At 65.7% G+C, this 16,841-nt stretch carries 16 protein-coding genes and 1 tRNA gene; 6 read left to right on the top strand and 11 right to left on the bottom strand.

Annotation, left to right across the window (positions count from 1 at the left end):
* Window positions 1-7: 7 nt before the first annotated feature.
* The 7 genes from TX80_RS16255 to TX80_RS16225 all read right to left on the bottom strand — a co-directional run bounded on the left by TX80_RS16255 (window position 8) and on the right by TX80_RS16225 (window position 8,479).
* Window positions 8-1,441 carry a dihydrolipoyl dehydrogenase gene (locus tag TX80_RS16255; RefSeq protein ID WP_049924295.1) on the bottom strand — a complete coding sequence of 478 codons (1,434 nt, stop codon included), beginning with the start codon at window positions 1,439-1,441 and terminating at the stop codon, window positions 8-10.
* Window positions 1,442-1,451: 10 nt separating this feature from the next.
* A complete protein-coding gene (locus TX80_RS16250; RefSeq protein WP_049924294.1) occupies window positions 1,452-2,627 on the bottom strand; it encodes a YihY/virulence factor BrkB family protein in 1,176 nt (391 codons plus the stop codon).
* 59 nt (window positions 2,628-2,686) lie between these two features.
* On the bottom strand, window positions 2,687-2,929 hold the full coding sequence (locus tag TX80_RS16245) for a type II toxin-antitoxin system HicB family antitoxin (protein ID WP_049924293.1): 243 nt from the start codon (window positions 2,927-2,929) through the stop codon (window positions 2,687-2,689).
* A 52-nt stretch (window positions 2,930-2,981) separates the two neighbouring features.
* A complete protein-coding gene (locus TX80_RS16240) occupies window positions 2,982-5,132 on the bottom strand; it encodes a pentapeptide repeat-containing protein (RefSeq protein WP_049924292.1) in 2,151 nt (716 codons plus the stop codon).
* A 50-nt stretch (window positions 5,133-5,182) separates the two neighbouring features.
* A complete protein-coding gene (locus TX80_RS16235; RefSeq protein WP_049924291.1) occupies window positions 5,183-5,716 on the bottom strand; it encodes a DUF2617 family protein in 534 nt (177 codons plus the stop codon).
* A 2-nt stretch (window positions 5,717-5,718) separates the two neighbouring features.
* Entirely contained in the window at window positions 5,719-7,500 is a 1,782-nt protein-coding gene (locus TX80_RS16230; RefSeq protein WP_081661651.1) for a spermidine synthase, read from the bottom strand.
* 97 nt (window positions 7,501-7,597) lie between these two features.
* The gene (locus TX80_RS16225) at window positions 7,598-8,479 is read right to left on the bottom strand and encodes a hypothetical protein (RefSeq protein WP_049924290.1); all 882 of its coding nucleotides are present in this window, start codon (window positions 8,477-8,479) and stop codon (window positions 7,598-7,600) included.
* Between the two features lie 114 nt (window positions 8,480-8,593).
* Between TX80_RS16225 and TX80_RS16220 the strand changes: the two genes are divergently transcribed.
* The 3 genes from TX80_RS16220 to TX80_RS16210 all read left to right on the top strand — a co-directional run bounded on the left by TX80_RS16220 (window position 8,594) and on the right by TX80_RS16210 (window position 12,219).
* Window positions 8,594-9,556 (top strand): hypothetical protein, encoded by a 963-nt coding sequence (locus tag TX80_RS16220; RefSeq protein WP_049924288.1) that lies wholly within the window; start codon window positions 8,594-8,596, stop codon window positions 9,554-9,556.
* A 105-nt stretch (window positions 9,557-9,661) separates the two neighbouring features.
* Window positions 9,662-11,053, top strand: coding sequence for a signal recognition particle protein Srp54 (locus tag TX80_RS16215; protein ID WP_049924287.1), 1,392 nt, complete (start codon window positions 9,662-9,664; stop codon window positions 11,051-11,053).
* Between the two features lie 194 nt (window positions 11,054-11,247).
* Window positions 11,248-12,219: a hypothetical protein gene (locus tag TX80_RS16210; RefSeq protein WP_049924286.1), complete on the top strand. Its 972-nt coding sequence runs from the start codon at window positions 11,248-11,250 to the stop codon at window positions 12,217-12,219.
* A 60-nt stretch (window positions 12,220-12,279) separates the two neighbouring features.
* Here the strand turns inward: TX80_RS16210 and TX80_RS16205 are convergent, their stop codons facing one another.
* Together TX80_RS16205 and TX80_RS16200 are read right to left on the bottom strand one after the other, a co-directional pair.
* On the bottom strand, window positions 12,280-13,221 hold the full coding sequence (locus TX80_RS16205; protein WP_049924285.1) for a CBS domain-containing protein: 942 nt from the start codon (window positions 13,219-13,221) through the stop codon (window positions 12,280-12,282).
* Between the two features lie 97 nt (window positions 13,222-13,318).
* Window positions 13,319-13,651 carry a hypothetical protein gene (locus TX80_RS16200; protein ID WP_049924284.1) on the bottom strand — a complete coding sequence of 111 codons (333 nt, stop codon included), beginning with the start codon at window positions 13,649-13,651 and terminating at the stop codon, window positions 13,319-13,321.
* Window positions 13,652-13,785: 134 nt separating this feature from the next.
* Here TX80_RS16200 and sod point away from each other — a divergent pair, with 134 nt between their 5' ends.
* Window positions 13,786-14,388 (top strand): superoxide dismutase, encoded by a 603-nt coding sequence (gene sod, locus TX80_RS16195; protein WP_049924531.1) that lies wholly within the window; start codon window positions 13,786-13,788, stop codon window positions 14,386-14,388.
* Window position 14,389: 1 nt separating this feature from the next.
* Here sod and TX80_RS16190 read toward each other — a convergent pair whose 3' ends face one another.
* Window positions 14,390-14,803 (bottom strand): RNA-binding domain-containing protein, encoded by a 414-nt coding sequence (locus TX80_RS16190; protein ID WP_049924283.1) that lies wholly within the window; start codon window positions 14,801-14,803, stop codon window positions 14,390-14,392.
* Entirely contained in the window at window positions 14,800-15,390 is a 591-nt protein-coding gene (locus TX80_RS16185) for an AAA family ATPase (protein WP_049924282.1), read from the bottom strand. The genes TX80_RS16190 and TX80_RS16185 overlap by 4 nt, the downstream gene beginning before the upstream one ends.
* A 146-nt stretch (window positions 15,391-15,536) precedes the next feature.
* Here TX80_RS16185 and TX80_RS16180 point away from each other — a divergent pair.
* Together TX80_RS16180 and TX80_RS16175 are read left to right on the top strand one after the other, a co-directional pair.
* Window positions 15,537-15,612: transfer RNA gene (locus TX80_RS16180), tRNA-Arg, on the top strand.
* 484 nt (window positions 15,613-16,096) lie between these two features.
* A complete protein-coding gene (locus TX80_RS16175) occupies window positions 16,097-16,663 on the top strand; it encodes a cupin domain-containing protein (RefSeq protein WP_049924281.1) in 567 nt (188 codons plus the stop codon).
* The last annotated feature ends 178 nt before the right edge of the window (window positions 16,664-16,841 follow it).

Genomic DNA, 16,841 nt, shown 5'->3' with positions numbered 1-16,841 from the left:
CGCCCCGTTACCCGTCGCTTACGTCCCGCCAGTCGGGGGCCGTCGAGTACGGTTTGTCCGAGAGTTCGTCGAAGGCCGCGTAGACGACTTCGTTCAGCGCCGGATGGACGTGGACCGGCTTCGCCACGTCGTCGACGGTCCCCTCGGCGCTGTCCAGCGCGACGACGACCTCGTGGATCAGCAGTTCGGCCTGCGGGCCGACGATGTGACAGCCACGGATCTCGCCGTCAGGTGTGGCGATCGCCTTCACGAACCCGTCGTCGGCCTCCAGAATCATCCCCAGCGGCGCGGCCCCGTAGGGCACCGTCACGGCCTCGTACTCCCGGCCCTCGTCCTCGAGCTCGCGTTCGGTCCGGCCGACGCTCGCGACCCGTGGGTTGGTGAAAATCGCGTGAGGCATCGCCTCGTAGTCGACTGTTCGCCCCACCCCGTCGAGGACGTTCGCCGAGACGACGACGGCCTCGTCGTCGGCGGCGTGCTTGAACGGCTGGTCGCCGAGGACGTCGCCGAGCGCCCAGACGCCGTCGGCGGTCGTCTCGAGGGTTGCGTCGGTTTCGACGGCCCCCTCGTCGTCGGTCTCGACGCCGGCCGCCTCGAGGTTCAGGGCGTCGGTGTTCGGACGGCGGCCGGTCGCCAGCAGGAGATCGTCGGCGACGAGATCGACCGCGTCGTCGGTTCCGTCGGTCGAGGCCGCCGTGACTGTGATATCCCCGTCTCCCTGCTCGACTTCGGTGGCCTCGTAGCCGGTGTAGACGTCGCAATAGCGCTCGAGCGAGGCGGTCACGACCTCGCTTACGTCAGTGTCCTCCCGTGGCACCAGCCGGTCGCTGCGGCCGACGATCGACACGTCGGTGCCGAGCGCGCCGAAGAAATAGCCCAGCTCGGTCCCGATGTAACCGCCGCCGACGACGACGAGGTCGTCGGGTCGCTCCTCGAGAAAGAGCGCGTCGTCGCTGGTGAGAACCGAGACGTCCTCGATGCCGTCGATCGGCGGGATCACGGGACGGCTGCCGGCTGCGATGACGACGGCGTCGCCGCGAACCCGGATGTCGTCGCCGCCATCGTTCGGATCGACCACGAGCGTCCGCTCGTCGACGAACCGGGCCTCACCTGCGTACAGCGTCGTGTGGTCGCCCTCCCGCAGGTTCGCTTCCTGCCGATTCGCTTTCCGGAAGACGGTCTCGCGGATCGCGGTCGTGATCCCGTCGTAGTCGACGCCCGTCACCTCGGCCGCGACGCCGAACGCCTCGGCGCGTCGCACCTCGTCGACGACGTCGGCCCGGTGGATAAGCGCCTTCGACGGGACACAGCCACGCGTAACACAGGCACCCCCGAGGGGACCGCGTTCGATCACGGCCGCCTCGAGACCGCGGTCCGCGGCCGCGGTCGCGACCTGACTGCCCGATCCACCCCCGATGACGACGACGTCGTACTCCGGCATACGCGCCGGACTACGACTGCGTGCGTAAAGTTGGAGCCTGCGAGTCGCGTTCGTCGGCCGCCGGTTCGGCTCGCTGCTCGTCGTCGGAATCGGGGTCGCGGTCCGGCACGTTCCAGGACAGATCGACGCCAACGGTGTCGTTGACGAACGGGATCGGTGACGTCTCGCGGTCGGCGTCGATCCGGTCCGGCGGCGGCACCGCGACGGCCTTCCCGTCAACGACGATCCGAACGTCGGTCGCCGTCGGCAGGCGTTCGCGAAGGTCGTCGATCGCCCGAACGGGATCCGTGGGATCGCCGCCGCTCACCTCGATCCCGTCCGCTGGGGTCGCGTCGGCGTGCTCGTCGCCCTCGTCGACGGGAACGCCACCGATCACCGGCTGGATCGAAACGTCCTCGCTTCGGTTCGAGAGCACGGCGTTGACGGCCGCGCCGACGAGGATGACGAGACCGCTGACGTACAACCACGTCATCAGGACGATGATACCGGCGAGCAGGCTGTTCTCGGCGTTCGTGGAGCTGTACTGAATGTACAGGCGAAACAGCGATTCCGCGGCGACGAGACCGACAGCGGTGACGGCCACGCCCGGAAGCGCCTCCACGACGGCCATGTCCTCCTCGTCCGGAAAGAGGTAGTACATCGGCAGCAACGCCGCCCCTGCGGCAACGACGAGCAGGACTCGCTGGACGACCCAGCCGACGACCCCGCCGGCTCCGCCGAGTCCACCCGGCGCGAGCGTTTCGACGGCGGCAACGAGGCCGACGACGGCCGTCACCGAGACCAGTACGATGATCCCATCACGGATCTGGTTTGGCAGCGTGTTCGCAGCCTGCGACTCGTAGATATCCGAGAACGCCATATCGAGGCTCCGAAAGATACGGAGCGCCCCCCACAGGAGCGCGCCGAGACCGACGATCGAGGCCCCGGCCGATCCCGACCGGAGTTCCGCGACGAGTACGTCCGCCGCGCCGGGGGTCAGCGCCGCGCGCGTAATCGAAACTAATCCTTCCTCGAGCGTCCGGTTCCCGACGGTACTGATGATCGAAAGCAAGAGCAACAGCAACGGAAGCAGGGAGAGGAAGGCGTTGTACGCGATGCTGCCGGCCATGAACGTCACGCGCTCGACCTTGAGTTCGTGAACGATCGCCCGCAATACCGTTTCGACGCGATCCCGTCGAGCCGTCATAGTTGCCCGTATCCACCCCCATCATATAACCACACCGGCTGTCGAACGAAGGGAGGGAGTTACAACCAATCGTCGGCCGTCTCGTCGTCGGTCGCCTCCCTGTAGGAGTCGACCGCCTCCGCGAGGTTCGCCATCGCTTCCTCGGGGTCCTGTCCCTGGCTGGAAACGCCCGTCTCGAGGTCGTCGACGATGTGAAGGCCGTGTTCGTTGACTCGCAGCTGTACGTCCGCGCCCTCGAGTGCGTCGTAGTCGTTCGGATCGACGCCGACGTCCTCGAGATCGACGGGTTCCTCGGAACTCATCGGTGTGAGTTGTCGCCGTCGGCAGAAATACGCACCGACAGCGATCGGTCGGTTACAGTTCGGAGCGTTTGACGAGCGCGTACACGAGCAGCGCCGACAGGATCGTACTGAGATACGCCTCGGAGCCGGCAAGCAGGCGGGCGAGCGGCCCCTGCGGGCCGATGTCGCCGTACCCGATCGTCGTGTAGCTAATGTAGCTGAAATAGAGGTTCTCGTAGAAGCCCTCGGCTCCGGTTTCGAACAGCGGCCCGCCGAACGCGTACGGGATCGCGAAAAACAGCGGCGCGACGGCGAACGCGAGGCCGATCCGCATGGGCCGCATCCCGTGGCCACAGGTAACCCCCAAAAAGAGGTTCTCGACCGCGCGGCCGAAGTTCTTCGTCCGGGTCAACAGCCCCGCCTCGGCGTCGCGGACGACCCCGAGGCTCTTTTTCCGGCTGTACTGTTGGCGCTTGACGCGAAACTCCCCGGCGATCTTCATGTCGCCGACGTCCTGTGCGCTCTGTTTGGCCTTGAGGTAGGTCGTCTCGACGACTTCCGGCCTCATCTCGAGGGCGTACTCGGGGTCGACAGCCGAGGGTTCGTCGAAGGTGTGGATCGTCCAGCCGTTTCGGTCGAGATACTCGCGGTGGCCGCTGAAATCGAACGTGTGGCCGTCGAACTCGTCGAACTCCGTCCGACAGAACCGGAAGTAATCGAGCAACTGTCTGCGGTCGTCGACCCGCTCGGCCTCGAGATCGACGTCGCCGATGCTCGCAAGCGTCAGGTCGTAGCGCACCCAGCCCTCTGCGGGCTGAACGATACGGCCGCTGCGGATCTTCCCGCGGGAGAAGTCTACAAACGCGTCGTCGTCGATCCCCCGCGCCCTGATGTCGATCCGTTCGGAGACGACGCAGCCGCTGAAATCGACCGTTCCGCCGAAGGCCGTCCCCTCGAAGTTCACGCTCGTGATCTCGGCGTCGTGAAAGTCGACGTCGTCGGCGAACCGGGCGCACTCGAAGGAGACGTCGTCTTGCAGGTGGTTCGAACCGCCCTCGAACTCGCAGCCGCGAAACACGCACGGCCCGTCGAAGGAGACGCCCGAGAAGTCGGCATCCCCGCGAAACCGCGTCTCGTCGAAGTCGACCTCGCGGGCGAACGTAACATCGGGGAAGTCGGCGTCGCCGTCGAACCTCGCGGACTCGAAGTGTGCATCGGCGCGGAATTCGGCGGTGGCAAACGTTACGTACCGAAACGAGGCGTGGTAGAACGTGGCCTCCTCGTGAAAGGTCGCGTCGGCGAAACTCGCGTCGTCGACCAGCGTCCGTGCGCCGCCGGCAAACGATACCCCACGGAAGTCCGCTCGCCCCCGGAACGCGGCCCCGTCGAACGCGGTGTCGCCGCCGAACCGGACCTCGTCGAAGTCCGCGAGCGCGCCGAAGTCAGCGCGTTCGAACTCCGCGTCGCCGGTGAACGTCGCCTCCTGAAAGACGGCGTCGCCGTGGAACGTGACGCCGTCGAACCGGGTGAAGCCGAACTCCGTCTCGCGAAAGCTCACGGCGTCGCGAAACGTCGCCGCGGAAAACCTCGTGTTGTCCTCGAGGTGATTCGAATCGCCGTGACACTCCGCGGCGCGGAACGTAACCGCGTCGTCGAACGTGGCACCGTCGAAGCGAACGTCGTCGTCGAAGGTCGCTTCGTCGCAGTCGACCGGCCCGTCGAAGGTCGTCCCGTCGAACAGGACGTCGTCATCGAACCGTGCCTCGAAGCAGTCGACGGGACCGGTGATCGTCGCATCCGAACACGACAGGGCTGATTCGAGGTGTGCCTCTCTCAATCGAAGCGCCCCGATCGTCGCGTCGTCGAGCACGAGCGGCAGCGTAACCCGGGAGTACTCGAGCGAGAGTTCCTCGATGGTTGCCCCGCTGAGATCGACCGGGTTTCGGTCGGCGCTCGTTATCGTGGCTCGGTCAAGCGAGAGGGATGGCAGGGTGACGCCGCGGAGGTCTTTCTGTTCGTCGGTTCCGGAGACGAGTACCGCTCGAAACGCCTCGCGGACGTCGTCGTCCGTGATCCCGCGAGCCTCCCGTTCGGCCGGCGAGAGGTGCAGAATCGACGGATCGACGTCCACAGGCTCGTCGGCCGTGAGAAGGACGTCCGTGTCTCGGTCCCCGGTTTCACCGTCAGTGTTGCTCCCGTCACCGCCCCCCGATTCGTCGGACATTACGTGCCGTTACGAAAACGACCATCATATACGTTTAGAAGACATTCCGACTATCGAACCGAATCCGGAACGCGAGCGGTCCGGTCGTCCGCCGTCGGATCGGCGATCACGAATTCCGATCGCGTGTACAGCGCGAGGTCGAACTCCGGATAGGTGTGGTACGTCTCGTAGCCGTCGTCGCCGATTTCGATCGTCGTGACGGCCTCGGGGTTGCCGTCGAACGCGTACGCGAGGTCGAACGAGTCGGGCCGGGACCGGAGGCGGTCGGTAGGGAACGCCGACAGCGGCCGGTGGTCGACGACGGTCTCGCAACCCAATGTGTCGGTCTCGAACCCGAGACGACGCGACGGCTGGGCCGGGTCGAGCGGGATCGCCGTCACCTCACAGCCGCCACCCGGGACCGGCCCACAGGCGGAGAGTTCGTAGAAATCGTACGCCGGGGCGCTGATGTAGTGGGAACTGCCGATGATCCGGAAGGTGAACTCGGTCCCCAGAAACGGCCGGGTGAGCGAGTCGAACACGCGGACGCCGTCGGTCGCGGGCGGCCGGTCGTCGTGGACGAAGCGGAGGGTCTGGCTGTTCATGGTCAGTAGTCGACGATGACGTCGTAGTTCGGGCGGAAGACGCTGTTTGGCTCGACGCCCCGGTAGTCGGGGATCGAGCGCCAGCGCCACTCGTCGAACGCCCCGGCGTGCTCGCGGAGATACTCGCTCTCGGCGCGCTCGAGGTCGGGGTCCGGCGTCGGGCCGTCCCCGTCTGCGAGGACGTAGAACCGTTCGCCGGGCTCGAGTCGGCCGTCGCCGTCGAGGTCGTCGTAGACGTAGTAGGGGAGGTAGCGCTCGAAGCCGGCCTCGCGCAGCGTCGCGGTGTAGACCTCGTTGTGGGCGGGGTGGTCGGCGTGGGGATAGACCCACGAGACGACGAGTCCGTCGTCGCTCAGGCGGTCACGAACCAGCGAATAGAACTCCGTCGAGTACAGCGACAGCGTCTCGTCACTGCGCGCGCCGGGCACGTCGAGCAGGATCAGATCGTACGTCCCTTCGGTTTCCTGCAGGTAGGTGAACGCGTCCTCGGTCGTCGTGTTCAGCCGGTCGTACTCGTGGGCGTCATCGTGGAACTCCCGGAAGAACTCCCGCTGGCGAGCCATCGCGAGGAACTCGCCGTCGATGTCGACCTGCTCGACCGACGCGCCGTACTGCCGGAGGTGGTCGACGGCGATGTAGTCGCCGCCGCCGACGAGCAAGACATCGACCGACGACGGGTCGTCGAACGTGGTCATCGGAACGTCGACGAGCCCGCTGTGGTAGGAGTCGACCCACGTATCACAGAACTGTAACGCCTGATCGAGGTGGAGACACCGCTCGGTGTCGGCGTGGGTCTCGAGGTCGCGTTCGTAGGTGAGCACCGTCTGATAGGGCGTCGTGTCGTAGCTGAGCGTCCGAACGTCCGTTCCCTCGGGGTACTCGCCCTCGATGTTGCGCTCGAGGTAGGTGGTCGTCACCGCGCGGTCGACCGCTCCCGGGTGGCCGACGAGGCCGGCGTAGGTCCCCGTCAGAAGCAACCCCACGAGGACGAGGGCCTGCCACTGGCCCGCGGTCGGTCGCGAGAGGGTACGGGTCCGTCCCGAGAACGTCCACGCCGCGAAGGCGAGCGCGGCGATGGCGTTCAGCAGTCCCAGCGCGAAGACGGTGACGACGAGTCCGACGCGGGGGTACAGCACCACCGCGTAGACGACCGTTCCGGCGAGGCTGCCGAGGTAGTCGACACCGAGGACCTCCGAGAACGAGCGCTCGTCCGGATCGTCGACCGTAAAGAACAGGCCGAGGAGGCCGCGGACGAGCCGCCGCGGGTAGAGCCGACCCAGCGACGCGAAGATCGTCTCCTCCCGGTCCTCGACGAGGTCGGTCAGCAACGGTACTTCGAACCCCGAGAGGACGCCGACGACGACGATCGGAACGTGCGAAAGCAGGAGGACCGCCGGCTCCTTCCCGGCGAAAGTCAGCGACGGCAGGGAGTTGATCGCGACGATGGCGATCGCCCCCGCGGGTCCCGCGATCGCGAGGTAAACCTCGGTCCGGAGGAAGTTCGACTCGGGTTCGCCCAACTGTGCCGACAACACCGAGCCGACGCCAAGCGAAAACATATAGAGGCCGATCGTGATCGAGTACCGGAGGACGGTTCCGCCGAAGAAGACGGTGAGCAGTTCCGAATAGACGAGTTCGTACGCGATCGAACAGAACGCGACGACGAACGTCGCCGCCAGCGCTACCCGCCGATCGGTGACGAGTCGCTGTGGCCGCTCGTCCGTTCCGTCGCTCGCTCCGGTCGGACTCCGGTCGACGCCCTCGGTCGATCTATCGTCTGACATGGATACTGACGGCTTCGGCAGTCCCGCTCACGGGATCACGCTCGAGACGATCGGGTGACGGCGTTCGGGGATCGGTCGAGGACAACGGGACCACCGGCTACAGCCGCGGCCGCACGTGCCACGCTTCGTCGATACTGAGCCCGCCGTCGGAGCCTCGTTCGAGTTTGAAGTCGGCGGCCTCCCACTCGAAATCGGCCTCACCGGCGGGTGACTCGAGGTGCGTTCCGAGGCGGTACCAGCCCTCGTCGGCGGTCGCCGCGTCGTCGCCGGTGCTCGAGTCGGCGTCAGTCCCGGTCCCGGCCCCGGTTTCAGTTTCGCCCGCCGAATCGGACTCCGGCTCGGGTTCGGGGACGGACCCGGAACCGATCGCAAGCGACGAGACGGAGTCGTCCCCGAGCGTCGCGAGGTCGACCGCGAGGGTCGCTCCCGGATCGACGTCGGACAGCGTCTCGTCCCAGTCGCCCCGTCCCCAGTCCGGTCCCGGGGACTTCCGTTGATACGTCTGGTTCGAGCCGACGTAGACGACGCCGAGGGTCGCGATGGCCGCGCGGTACGTCGTCGCCTCGTCCTCCCGGTCGTGGTGGTGATGGTGGGGGTGCCCGCCGTAGACGGCCCAGCCGGTGCGGCCGTCCGTCGGTGCGTCGGAGTAGCCACCCCTGCCGCGGCCGGTCGCGCCGCTCCTGCCCGACCCCGAGCCGCTCGAGCGCGACCCGGCACGGGCGGTTCCGACCGGGAACAGCGGCCCGACCAGTGCGCCGACGACCGCGTCCTCGGAGACGCTGTCGTCGGTCGACTGCACTGTCGGCGTCGAGACGAGTTCGACCGTCATCGTCCCGGCATCGATCGAAACGTCGTCGAACACTTCCGACTCCCGCGGCGGTCGCTCGTCGTCGTCGTCACTCCCGAGACAGCCGGCAAGTCCCACACTCGCGGTCACGAACCCACCCCCAGAGACCCGGAGGAACCGCCGTCGATTCATGGATTCCCGTGACAGTTCAATCACAAAGTAGTTTAGGTTTTCCGACCGGAATCGGTATTCTGTCGCAACTATTCGAACCGTTGAAGTAAGCCGGTTGAGAACCCCGAGAGTATCATGAGCGGCGATCAGGACGCGGTTCGACGGGAGTTTACGGGCGACGTTCACGTCGGCGGGGGCGAAACCGCGCCCGTCGAACTCCGGGGTGCGGCCGACGTCTACGTCAGTGCCGACGCCGTCGCGGGAACGCTCACGATCTTCGACCCCGAGTACGTCTTTACGGACGTCTCACCCGGCGACGACCGCGTCGATTCCGACGCCGTCCGGACGGTGCTGACCGGCGATCTCGAGGACGGCTACGTCGACCGCGTCGACGGCGACGCGATCGTCACCGAGGTCGAGGACGTCTTCGTCGAACACGGGGCCGCCGAGGTCGTCTCGGCCGTCGGAGCCGAGCAAGTTTTTCACGACGACGCGGCCGCACCCACGCGCTCGCCGGAGGACTACGAGGTGTCCGTGTCGGGGTGGGAACGGAGCCGAAGCGTCCGGGACCCGCGCGACGGCGTCTCCGTCAGGGGTGGCCGGAACGAACTGACCGTCACCGACGCGAGGCACGACCTCACCGTCTACGTCACGGGGTGGGGTAACGAGGTCCGCATCGAGGGACAGGCCGTCGACGTGACGGTCTACGTCGTCGGCCGCGACAACCGGATCAGCGTCGGCCCCTACGTCACCGCGACCATGGGTGCCGAAAGCGGGTACGACACCGAACTCGAGTCCGATCCACTCCCGCCGGAGGCGCTCATCGAACGGACCGAGTCCGAGGCCTACGACGGCCTCCTGTTCGGTCGCCACAAGGTGACCTATCAGGAACCGGCCGACAAAGAGTGGTGTCCCAACTGCGGGGAACGCGCCGACGCCGTCATCACGCGACACCAGCGCGACGCCTTCTTCCTGTTCGGGCGGCCGGTCCGGACCTACGAACACGGCGACGGCGCGTTCGAGTGCGAACACTGCACGCCCGTCGCCGTCGGCCCGGTCGAACTCACGCCGGAAGAACGCAAGCGCATCCTCGGGTGACTGGTCCGCGTCACACGGTTCGGTGCCGACCGGGGACGGAGTTTCGTCTCCGCCGGCAGGTCCCTAGATAAAGCCTTTAACGCCGTGGCCTCGTAGACCGAGCAAATGGTACTCGACGATCTCGGGAGTTCTCTGCGGGGAACGCTGGATAAACTCCGCGGGAAGTCACGAATCAGCGAGGAAGACATCGATGAGATCGTCAAGGAGATCCAGCGGTCGCTGATCTCCGCAGACGTCGACATCTCGCTCGTCCAGGAGCTATCGGACAACATCAAAGAGCGCGCACTCGAGGAGGAACCCCCGGCCGGTACGCCGGCGCGGGATTTCGTCCTCCGGATCGTCTACGAGGAACTGGTCGATCTCATCGGCGAGTCGACCCACCTCCCCCTCGAGGAACAGACGATCCTGCTGGCCGGGCTGCAGGGGTCGGGGAAGACGACCTCCGCCGCGAAGATGGCCTGGTGGTTCTCGACGAAGGGACTGCGACCGGCGGTCATCCAGACCGACACCTTCCGGCCCGGTGCCTACGACCAGGCCAAGGAGATGACCCAGCGCGCCGAGGTCGACTTCTACGGCAACCCCGACAACGACGATCCGGTCGAGATCGCCCGCCGAGGGCTCGAAGAGACCAGCGAAGCCGACGTCCACATCGTCGACACGGCGGGTCGGCACGCGCTCGAGGACGATCTGATCGACGAAATCGAGGACATCGAAGGCGTCGTCGAACCCGACACGTCGCTGCTCGTGTTAGACGCGGCGATCGGGCAGGGCGCAAAGGAACAGGCCCAGCAGTTCGACGAGTCGATCGGCATCGACGGCGTCGTCATCACGAAGCTAGACGGGACCGCGAAGGGTGGCGGTGCGCTGACGGCGGTCGATCAGACCGACTCCTCGATCGCCTTCCTCGGGACCGGCGAGGAGGTACAGGACATCGAGCGGTTCGAACCCGACGGCTTCATCTCCCGGCTGCTCGGCATGGGCGATCTCGGCCAGCTCGCCGAGCGCGTCGAGCGCGCCATGCAGGAGACCGAGATGGAGGAAGACGACTGGGATCCCGAAGACATGTTGCAGGGTCAGTTCACCCTGAACGACATGCAAAAGCAGATGGAGGCGATGAACAACATGGGGCCGCTCGATCAGGTGATGGACATGATCCCCGGCTTCGGCGGCGGGATCAAGGATCAGTTGCCCGACGACGCGATGGACGTCACCCAAGAGCGGATGCGCAAGTTCTCGGTCATCATGGACTCGATGACCGAGGCCGAAAAGGAGTACCCGAAGGCCATCGGCGCGAGCCAGATCGAGCGCATCGCCCGCGGGTCGGGCACCAGCGAGGACGACGTCCGGGAACTGCTCCAGCAGTACAAGATGATGGAGAAGACGATCAAGCAGTTCCAGGGTATGGGCTCCGAACAGGAGATGCAGCGGATGATGAAACAGATGCAACAGGGCGGCGGCGGTGGCGGCGGCATGGGCGGCATGGGACCGTTCGGATAGCCCGCCGACGCCCGCCGCGATCGATCGCGCTTTCGGTCGAAAACTCGTCATCGATATCCAACAGCTATTCGAAGTCTCGAGTTATTCGTGCGACAGCTCCCTCGAGAAACACGTTTCTACCGTTCTCCATAATCACACACTATTGAAATGTTGGTCATCACGTTAAAGAGCGGTGAGTCCGATCCTCGAGTCGAATGAACCGTCGGCAGTATCTCGGTTACACAGGTAGCGGACTCGCGGTTGTGGCGTGTGCGGGTTGTCTCGGCGATTTCGGCGGCGACTCCAGCGGCGTCGAAGTCGACGATCGAACCGGCAAACGGGAACTGAGTCGAGCGGTCGGCGGGTTGAACGACGCCGCGATCGCGCTCGATACCGGGGACGAACTCGAGGACCCCGAAAGCGTCGACTTCGATCCGGAAGAACCCCGAACACATCTCGAGCAGGCACGGGACCACCTCGAGACCGCCGCGGACGAACTGCCGGACGATCGGGCCGGCGATATCGAGGAACTACGGGCGTACGCGGACGTTCTCGAGGGGTTGATCGATGTAACGGCGACAGTCACGGACGAGACGCTCGCCGACGACGCCGCCATCGTCACCGACACCATCGTGGGCGAGGGCGATCTCGACGACGCGAGGACGACGGTCGACGAGCGAACGGCGGCGATCGAGACGGCAGCGACGCGGTTCGACGAGACGAACGCGGCCCTTCAGGACCTCGACGCCGAGCGCCTCGAGGAACTCGCGGTCGTCGACCTCGAGGAAGTCGAGGCGGGCGCGGCCGCGCTCGGGGACGCCGTCGACTCGCTCGCAGCCCTCGGCGACGGCTACGACGCGATGCTCGCGGGCTATGCGGCCCTCGAGCGCGGACGCGAGCACGCGGACGCCGACGAGCACGACCGGGCCGAAACCGAGTTCGCCGACGCCGAATCCGAGTTCGAAACGGCCGTCGAGACGCTCGAGTCGGGAGCGGCGGAGTCGCCCAGCGGGTTCGCATCGTACTTCGAGACGGCGGGCTGCCAGAGCGGCCACCTTCGAACGGCGGCCGAACACTTCGCCGCTGCCTCGGCCGCTGCTGCCGACAGAAACGCCGCGGCCGCCCGCCGAAACCGTGCCGACGCGGAGGCGGCACTCGAGGATGCCGACGCCTGTACAGACGACTGACCGGCGGAATCGCCGGGAGACTCGACCTGTCGGTCGCAACCACGTGTCCGTCCGGGAGGATTATTCGTCGGCGGTCGCCCCCGTCTCGAACGCCGACTCCGGTGGCAGTTCGTCGATGAGCACGACGGAATCCCCGTCGAGGACGAGGGTATCGTCGCCATCGTAGACGGTCGTCTCGATCCGGTACTTCGAGTCGCCGAGGTCCTCGACGACCTCACAGACGGCGGTGACCCGGTCGCCGACGCCGATCGGCGCGAGAAAGCTGCTCTCCTGTGAGAGGTAGATCGTCAACCCGGGAAGCCGTGCGAGCGCCGCGCTGATCAACCCGTTCGCGAGCACGCCGTGGACGATCCGCGTCCCGAAGCGGGTTTCGGCGGCGTATTCCTCGTCGAGGTGAAGCCGGTTCGTATCGCCTGTGATCTCGGCGAACGCCTCGACGTCGTCCGCCGAAAGCTGCTTCGAGAAGCGGGCGACGTCGCCGACCGAGACGGTCGATTCGTCCTCGCCGCGGTACTCGAACTCCCAGTCGTCGCGTTCGTACTGGGTGTCGGTCCGGACCCGTCGTCGCGGCGGTTTCGTCTCGAGGCCGCCCCGCCGGTGAGCCAGATGCGGGACGAAGTACGAGAGTTCCGTCGTCGTGAGAATGCCGACGAGCGTACCGGTGTCGTCCGCCCCGTCGCGTTCGACGACCGGAAGGTGTTCGAGTCCGTCCTCGCGCAGCACCGACACGGCCTCGACGATCGACGTCTCCGGCGTGATCGTCTCGATCGGGGCCGACATCGTCTCGGCGAGCTCGAGCCGGCCGAGATTCTCGCGTTCACAGAGCTGCGTCGCGAAATCACCCTCCGTCACGATGCCGATCGGCTCGTCGTCACGCACGACGACGACGGAGCTAACCCCCTCGTCGCGCAACAGCGTCGCGGCCTCCGTCGCGGTCGCGTCGGGCGGTGCGGTGACGACGTCCGTGACCATGATCTCCGAGACGGGTATCGTGCCGTGCATGTCGGCATACCTATTCGTTCGTGGCACATTATCCCCCGCCCTCATGCTGCCGGTTGACCGTCGCAGCCGGACGACGCTCGAGCCGACCGGGACCTCGTCACGCCTCGCTCGTCATCTGTTCCCACAGCGACGGATAGTCCTCGATGCGCTTCCAGCCCGCGGCTTCGTCGACGTTCTCCTCGACGACGGTCACCGTCTCGAAGTAGTCGTCGAGGACCTCCTCGCGTTCCATCGCCAGCGGCGGCGAGCAGTAATCTTCCTCGACCCAGACGGCCTCCCCCGTCTTGGGGTCAAACCGGGCGTCGGTTAGCGATTTCGTCATCGCGCGACCGAACGGCTCCATCCGTTCGATGTCGCCGCTCTCGAGTCGGTCTCGCAACTCGGGCAGGTGGTCCAGTTTCGGTTTCGCACGCACGAACCGATAGGCCATACCGAACGCTACGGCCCCCATCGTGTTAAACTCGTGGCACGATCGCCCGACGCGTCGGATACTGTGAGAAACGTTACAAAAAGACGGTTCAGGAAACACTCATGTCGGTTTCGGCCCTCCGTTTCGATAGCACGATGACTGACTACGAACTGCCGCCGCTGCCGTACGCGTACGACGCACTGGAACCACACATCTCCGAACAGGTCCTCACCTGGCACCACGACACCCACCATCAGGGATACGTCGACGGGTGGAACAGCGCCGAGGAGACGCTCGCGGAAAACCGCGAGACGGGCGACTTCTCGTCTTCGGCGGCTGCGATCCGAAACGTGACCCACAACGGGTCGGGGCACATCCTCCACGACCTGTTCTGGCAGTCGATGGACCCCGAGGGCGGCGACGAACCGACGGGCGCACTCGCCGACCGCATCGAACGGGACTTCGGCTCCTACGAGGCCTGGGAGAGCGAGTTCCGCGCCGCCGCCGCCGACGCGAGCGGCTGGGCGCTGCTGGTGTACGACTCCTTCTCGAACCAGTTGCGCACCGTCGTCGTCGACAAGCACGATCAGGGCGCGCTGTGGGGAAGTCACCCCATCCTCGCGCTCGACGTCTGGGAACACTCCTACTACCACGACTACGGCCCGGACCGCGGCGACTTCATCGACGCCTTCTTCGCCGTCGTCGACTGGGACGAGCCCTCGAGTCGGTACGAGCAGGCCGTCGAACGCTTCGAGTAACTCACCCCTCGACCGGCCGGCCGTCTTCCGTGGGCGGCGCGATGTGATCGATGTACTCCTCGACGGTCGGCTCCTCGACGCGGACGCGAACGCTGATCTCGCCGAGTTCGTCCGGTTCGCCGACCGAGAAGTTGACCCGATCCTCGAAGGCCGCTTGCTTCTTGAGCGCAAAGGCAAACGTGTCTCCCTCGCGGTTGCCGAAGAACTCGCCGCGGGCCGTATCGAGGATCTCCTGTCGGTGCAGCAGATCCGAAAAGTGATCCATCGAGTGTGTTTCGCCCCTGATCTCCCCGAACTCCTCCTCGAGGTCGGCGTTCGGAAAGACGTTGGCGACGGCGTCCGCGACGCGACTCGTGACTTCGGTGTCGTAGACCGGTGCCGTGATCTCGACGTCGACGCGGTAGATATCGGTCATGACTGGTGTCCCTCCGTAGTCAACTCCTCGTCCGTTCGGCTTGATCCCTCCCGAATGACGGCCCGAATCCGATCGTGGAACGCCTCGAGCGAGTCGGTGTTCTCGACGACGACGTCGGCCCGATCCATCGCGTCGTCCATGCCGAACCCGCGTTCGCGCTCGTCGCGGGCGGCCAACCCCTCGCCGCCGTCGTCCTCGTCCGCGTCCCGGCCGCGGGCGTCGATCCGCTCGGCTCGAACCTCGAACGGGGCCTCGATACTGACGAGCGTAAACCGGTCGCCGAACCGCTCGGCGAAAACGTCGACCTCGGTATCGGAGCGAATGCCGTCGACTACCACCGTGTCGTGGTCCTCGAGTCGGTCCTCGATCATCGGGAGCGAGCGCTCGGCGATCGCCGCCGGCCCGTGCTCGTCGCGCAGGGCCTTGGCGACCTTCCCGTGGTCTTTCGTCGGGTCGAGGCCGCGATCGGCCGTTTCCTGGCGAACGACGTCACCCATCGTTACCACTGGGATCCCTTCCTCGCGTGCGACGGTGGCCGCCTCGCCCTTGCCGCTGCCGGGGAGACCCACCGTTCCGATGACGTGCATCGAGGAAACGTACCGGCGAGACGTGCATAAGGGCTGTGTTCGTCGCTCGACGCCCCGGCGGCCCCGCTCGCGTCTCGAAGCTCCCGACGGGATTCGGAACGAAAATCCACACCGCTTATACCGGTTGATCGAGGATTCCTACTCGAGGGCACGTAGCTCAGTCCGGATTAGAGCGTCGGACTTCTAATCCGACGGTCGTGGGTTCAAATCCCATCGTGCCCGTTACCGCAGTTCACGGTCGGATATGCAAGACGGCTCGGGGTTCGGGTCTATTGTCACCCACTCGAACCGCTCGATATCGTGGTGTTACATCACGGCCCTCTGCTCTGTCTGGCGATTCCACTTGATACGATGCGCCCGAGGACAATAAGCGCCTGACTATACGATCGATACCGATCGTGAGATCCATCGGAGCGATCCGAACACAACGTCGAGGTTTCGGAGTTCGATGGAACTGCTTGCGGTTGTACGTCGACGGAATCGGGTTCCTGAAGAGACACGAGTAGAATACAACGGTAACGCGGAGACGGTTGGTTCGTGTCTGCTCAGCAATCGTTCGACAGGGCCGGAAACCGAGCGTGTGCCAACCGAACGTGCCAGCGACAGCGAAAACCATCCATATTACAGAGTTGATAGCTATATGCCGCGTGTCATCGTGGGATGACTGCCCCGAGACAGCGGTACTCGACGGGGCGAAAGGGATACTATGGTCAGCGCAACCGAATCAGTCAGCGGCGTATTGCGCCGGACGATACTGAAAGCCAGCGCGATCACGACGGGCGCGCTCGCGGTCGGGACGCCTGCGGTCGCGGGCGAGGAAGACGAGGACGAAAACGGTGAGCACGACGACGACGGCGACCACGAGGGCTTTCAGGTCGAGATACTCGGGGAGCACGCGACCTTCCCGGACGACGTGGCCGCGACGTTCGAACTCACCTTCGCCGATGGTCAGGACGACGAGTCCATCGACATCGAGATGGACGATCCGTCGTCCGTCATCGTCGCCGAGGTGACCTGGGAGCCGGGGGCGAGATCCGGCTGGCACCAACACCCCGGGATGGCCATCGTCCACATGGTCGAAGGCGAAATCGAGTTCACCATGGCTGACGACTGCGTCAGCCGTACCTACGCGGCGGGCGATGCGTGGATCGATCCCGGTGCCGTTCACACGGCCGACAGCGAGGACGGCGCACGGGCTTACGTGATCTTTCTGGACATTCCCGAAGGGGAACCGGCAACGGAGTCGATACCGGCCGAGGACGTGGGCTGCTGACTCCAGTCCGGAACCCAACACGAGTCCGAATCAGTTCGGTCATCTTTTAGCGATCGGCGTCCCGGAAAGAGTGCTCGAGATCCCCGGACCGCCCAGTACGGCCGCCTCCGAACGTTCTCGAGACAAAAGCTCCGGTTCCCGCGGCCGCCGCCGGAGCCTGTTCGGGAATATATCTCAC

Origin of the sequence: Halopiger djelfimassiliensis (assembly GCF_000455365.1) — an archaeon.
GTDB lineage: Archaea > Halobacteriota > Halobacteria > Halobacteriales > Natrialbaceae > Halopiger_B > Halopiger_B djelfimassiliensis.
Note: the sequence above shows the minus strand (reverse complement) of the source record. Positions and strands in the feature narration are given on the sequence as shown.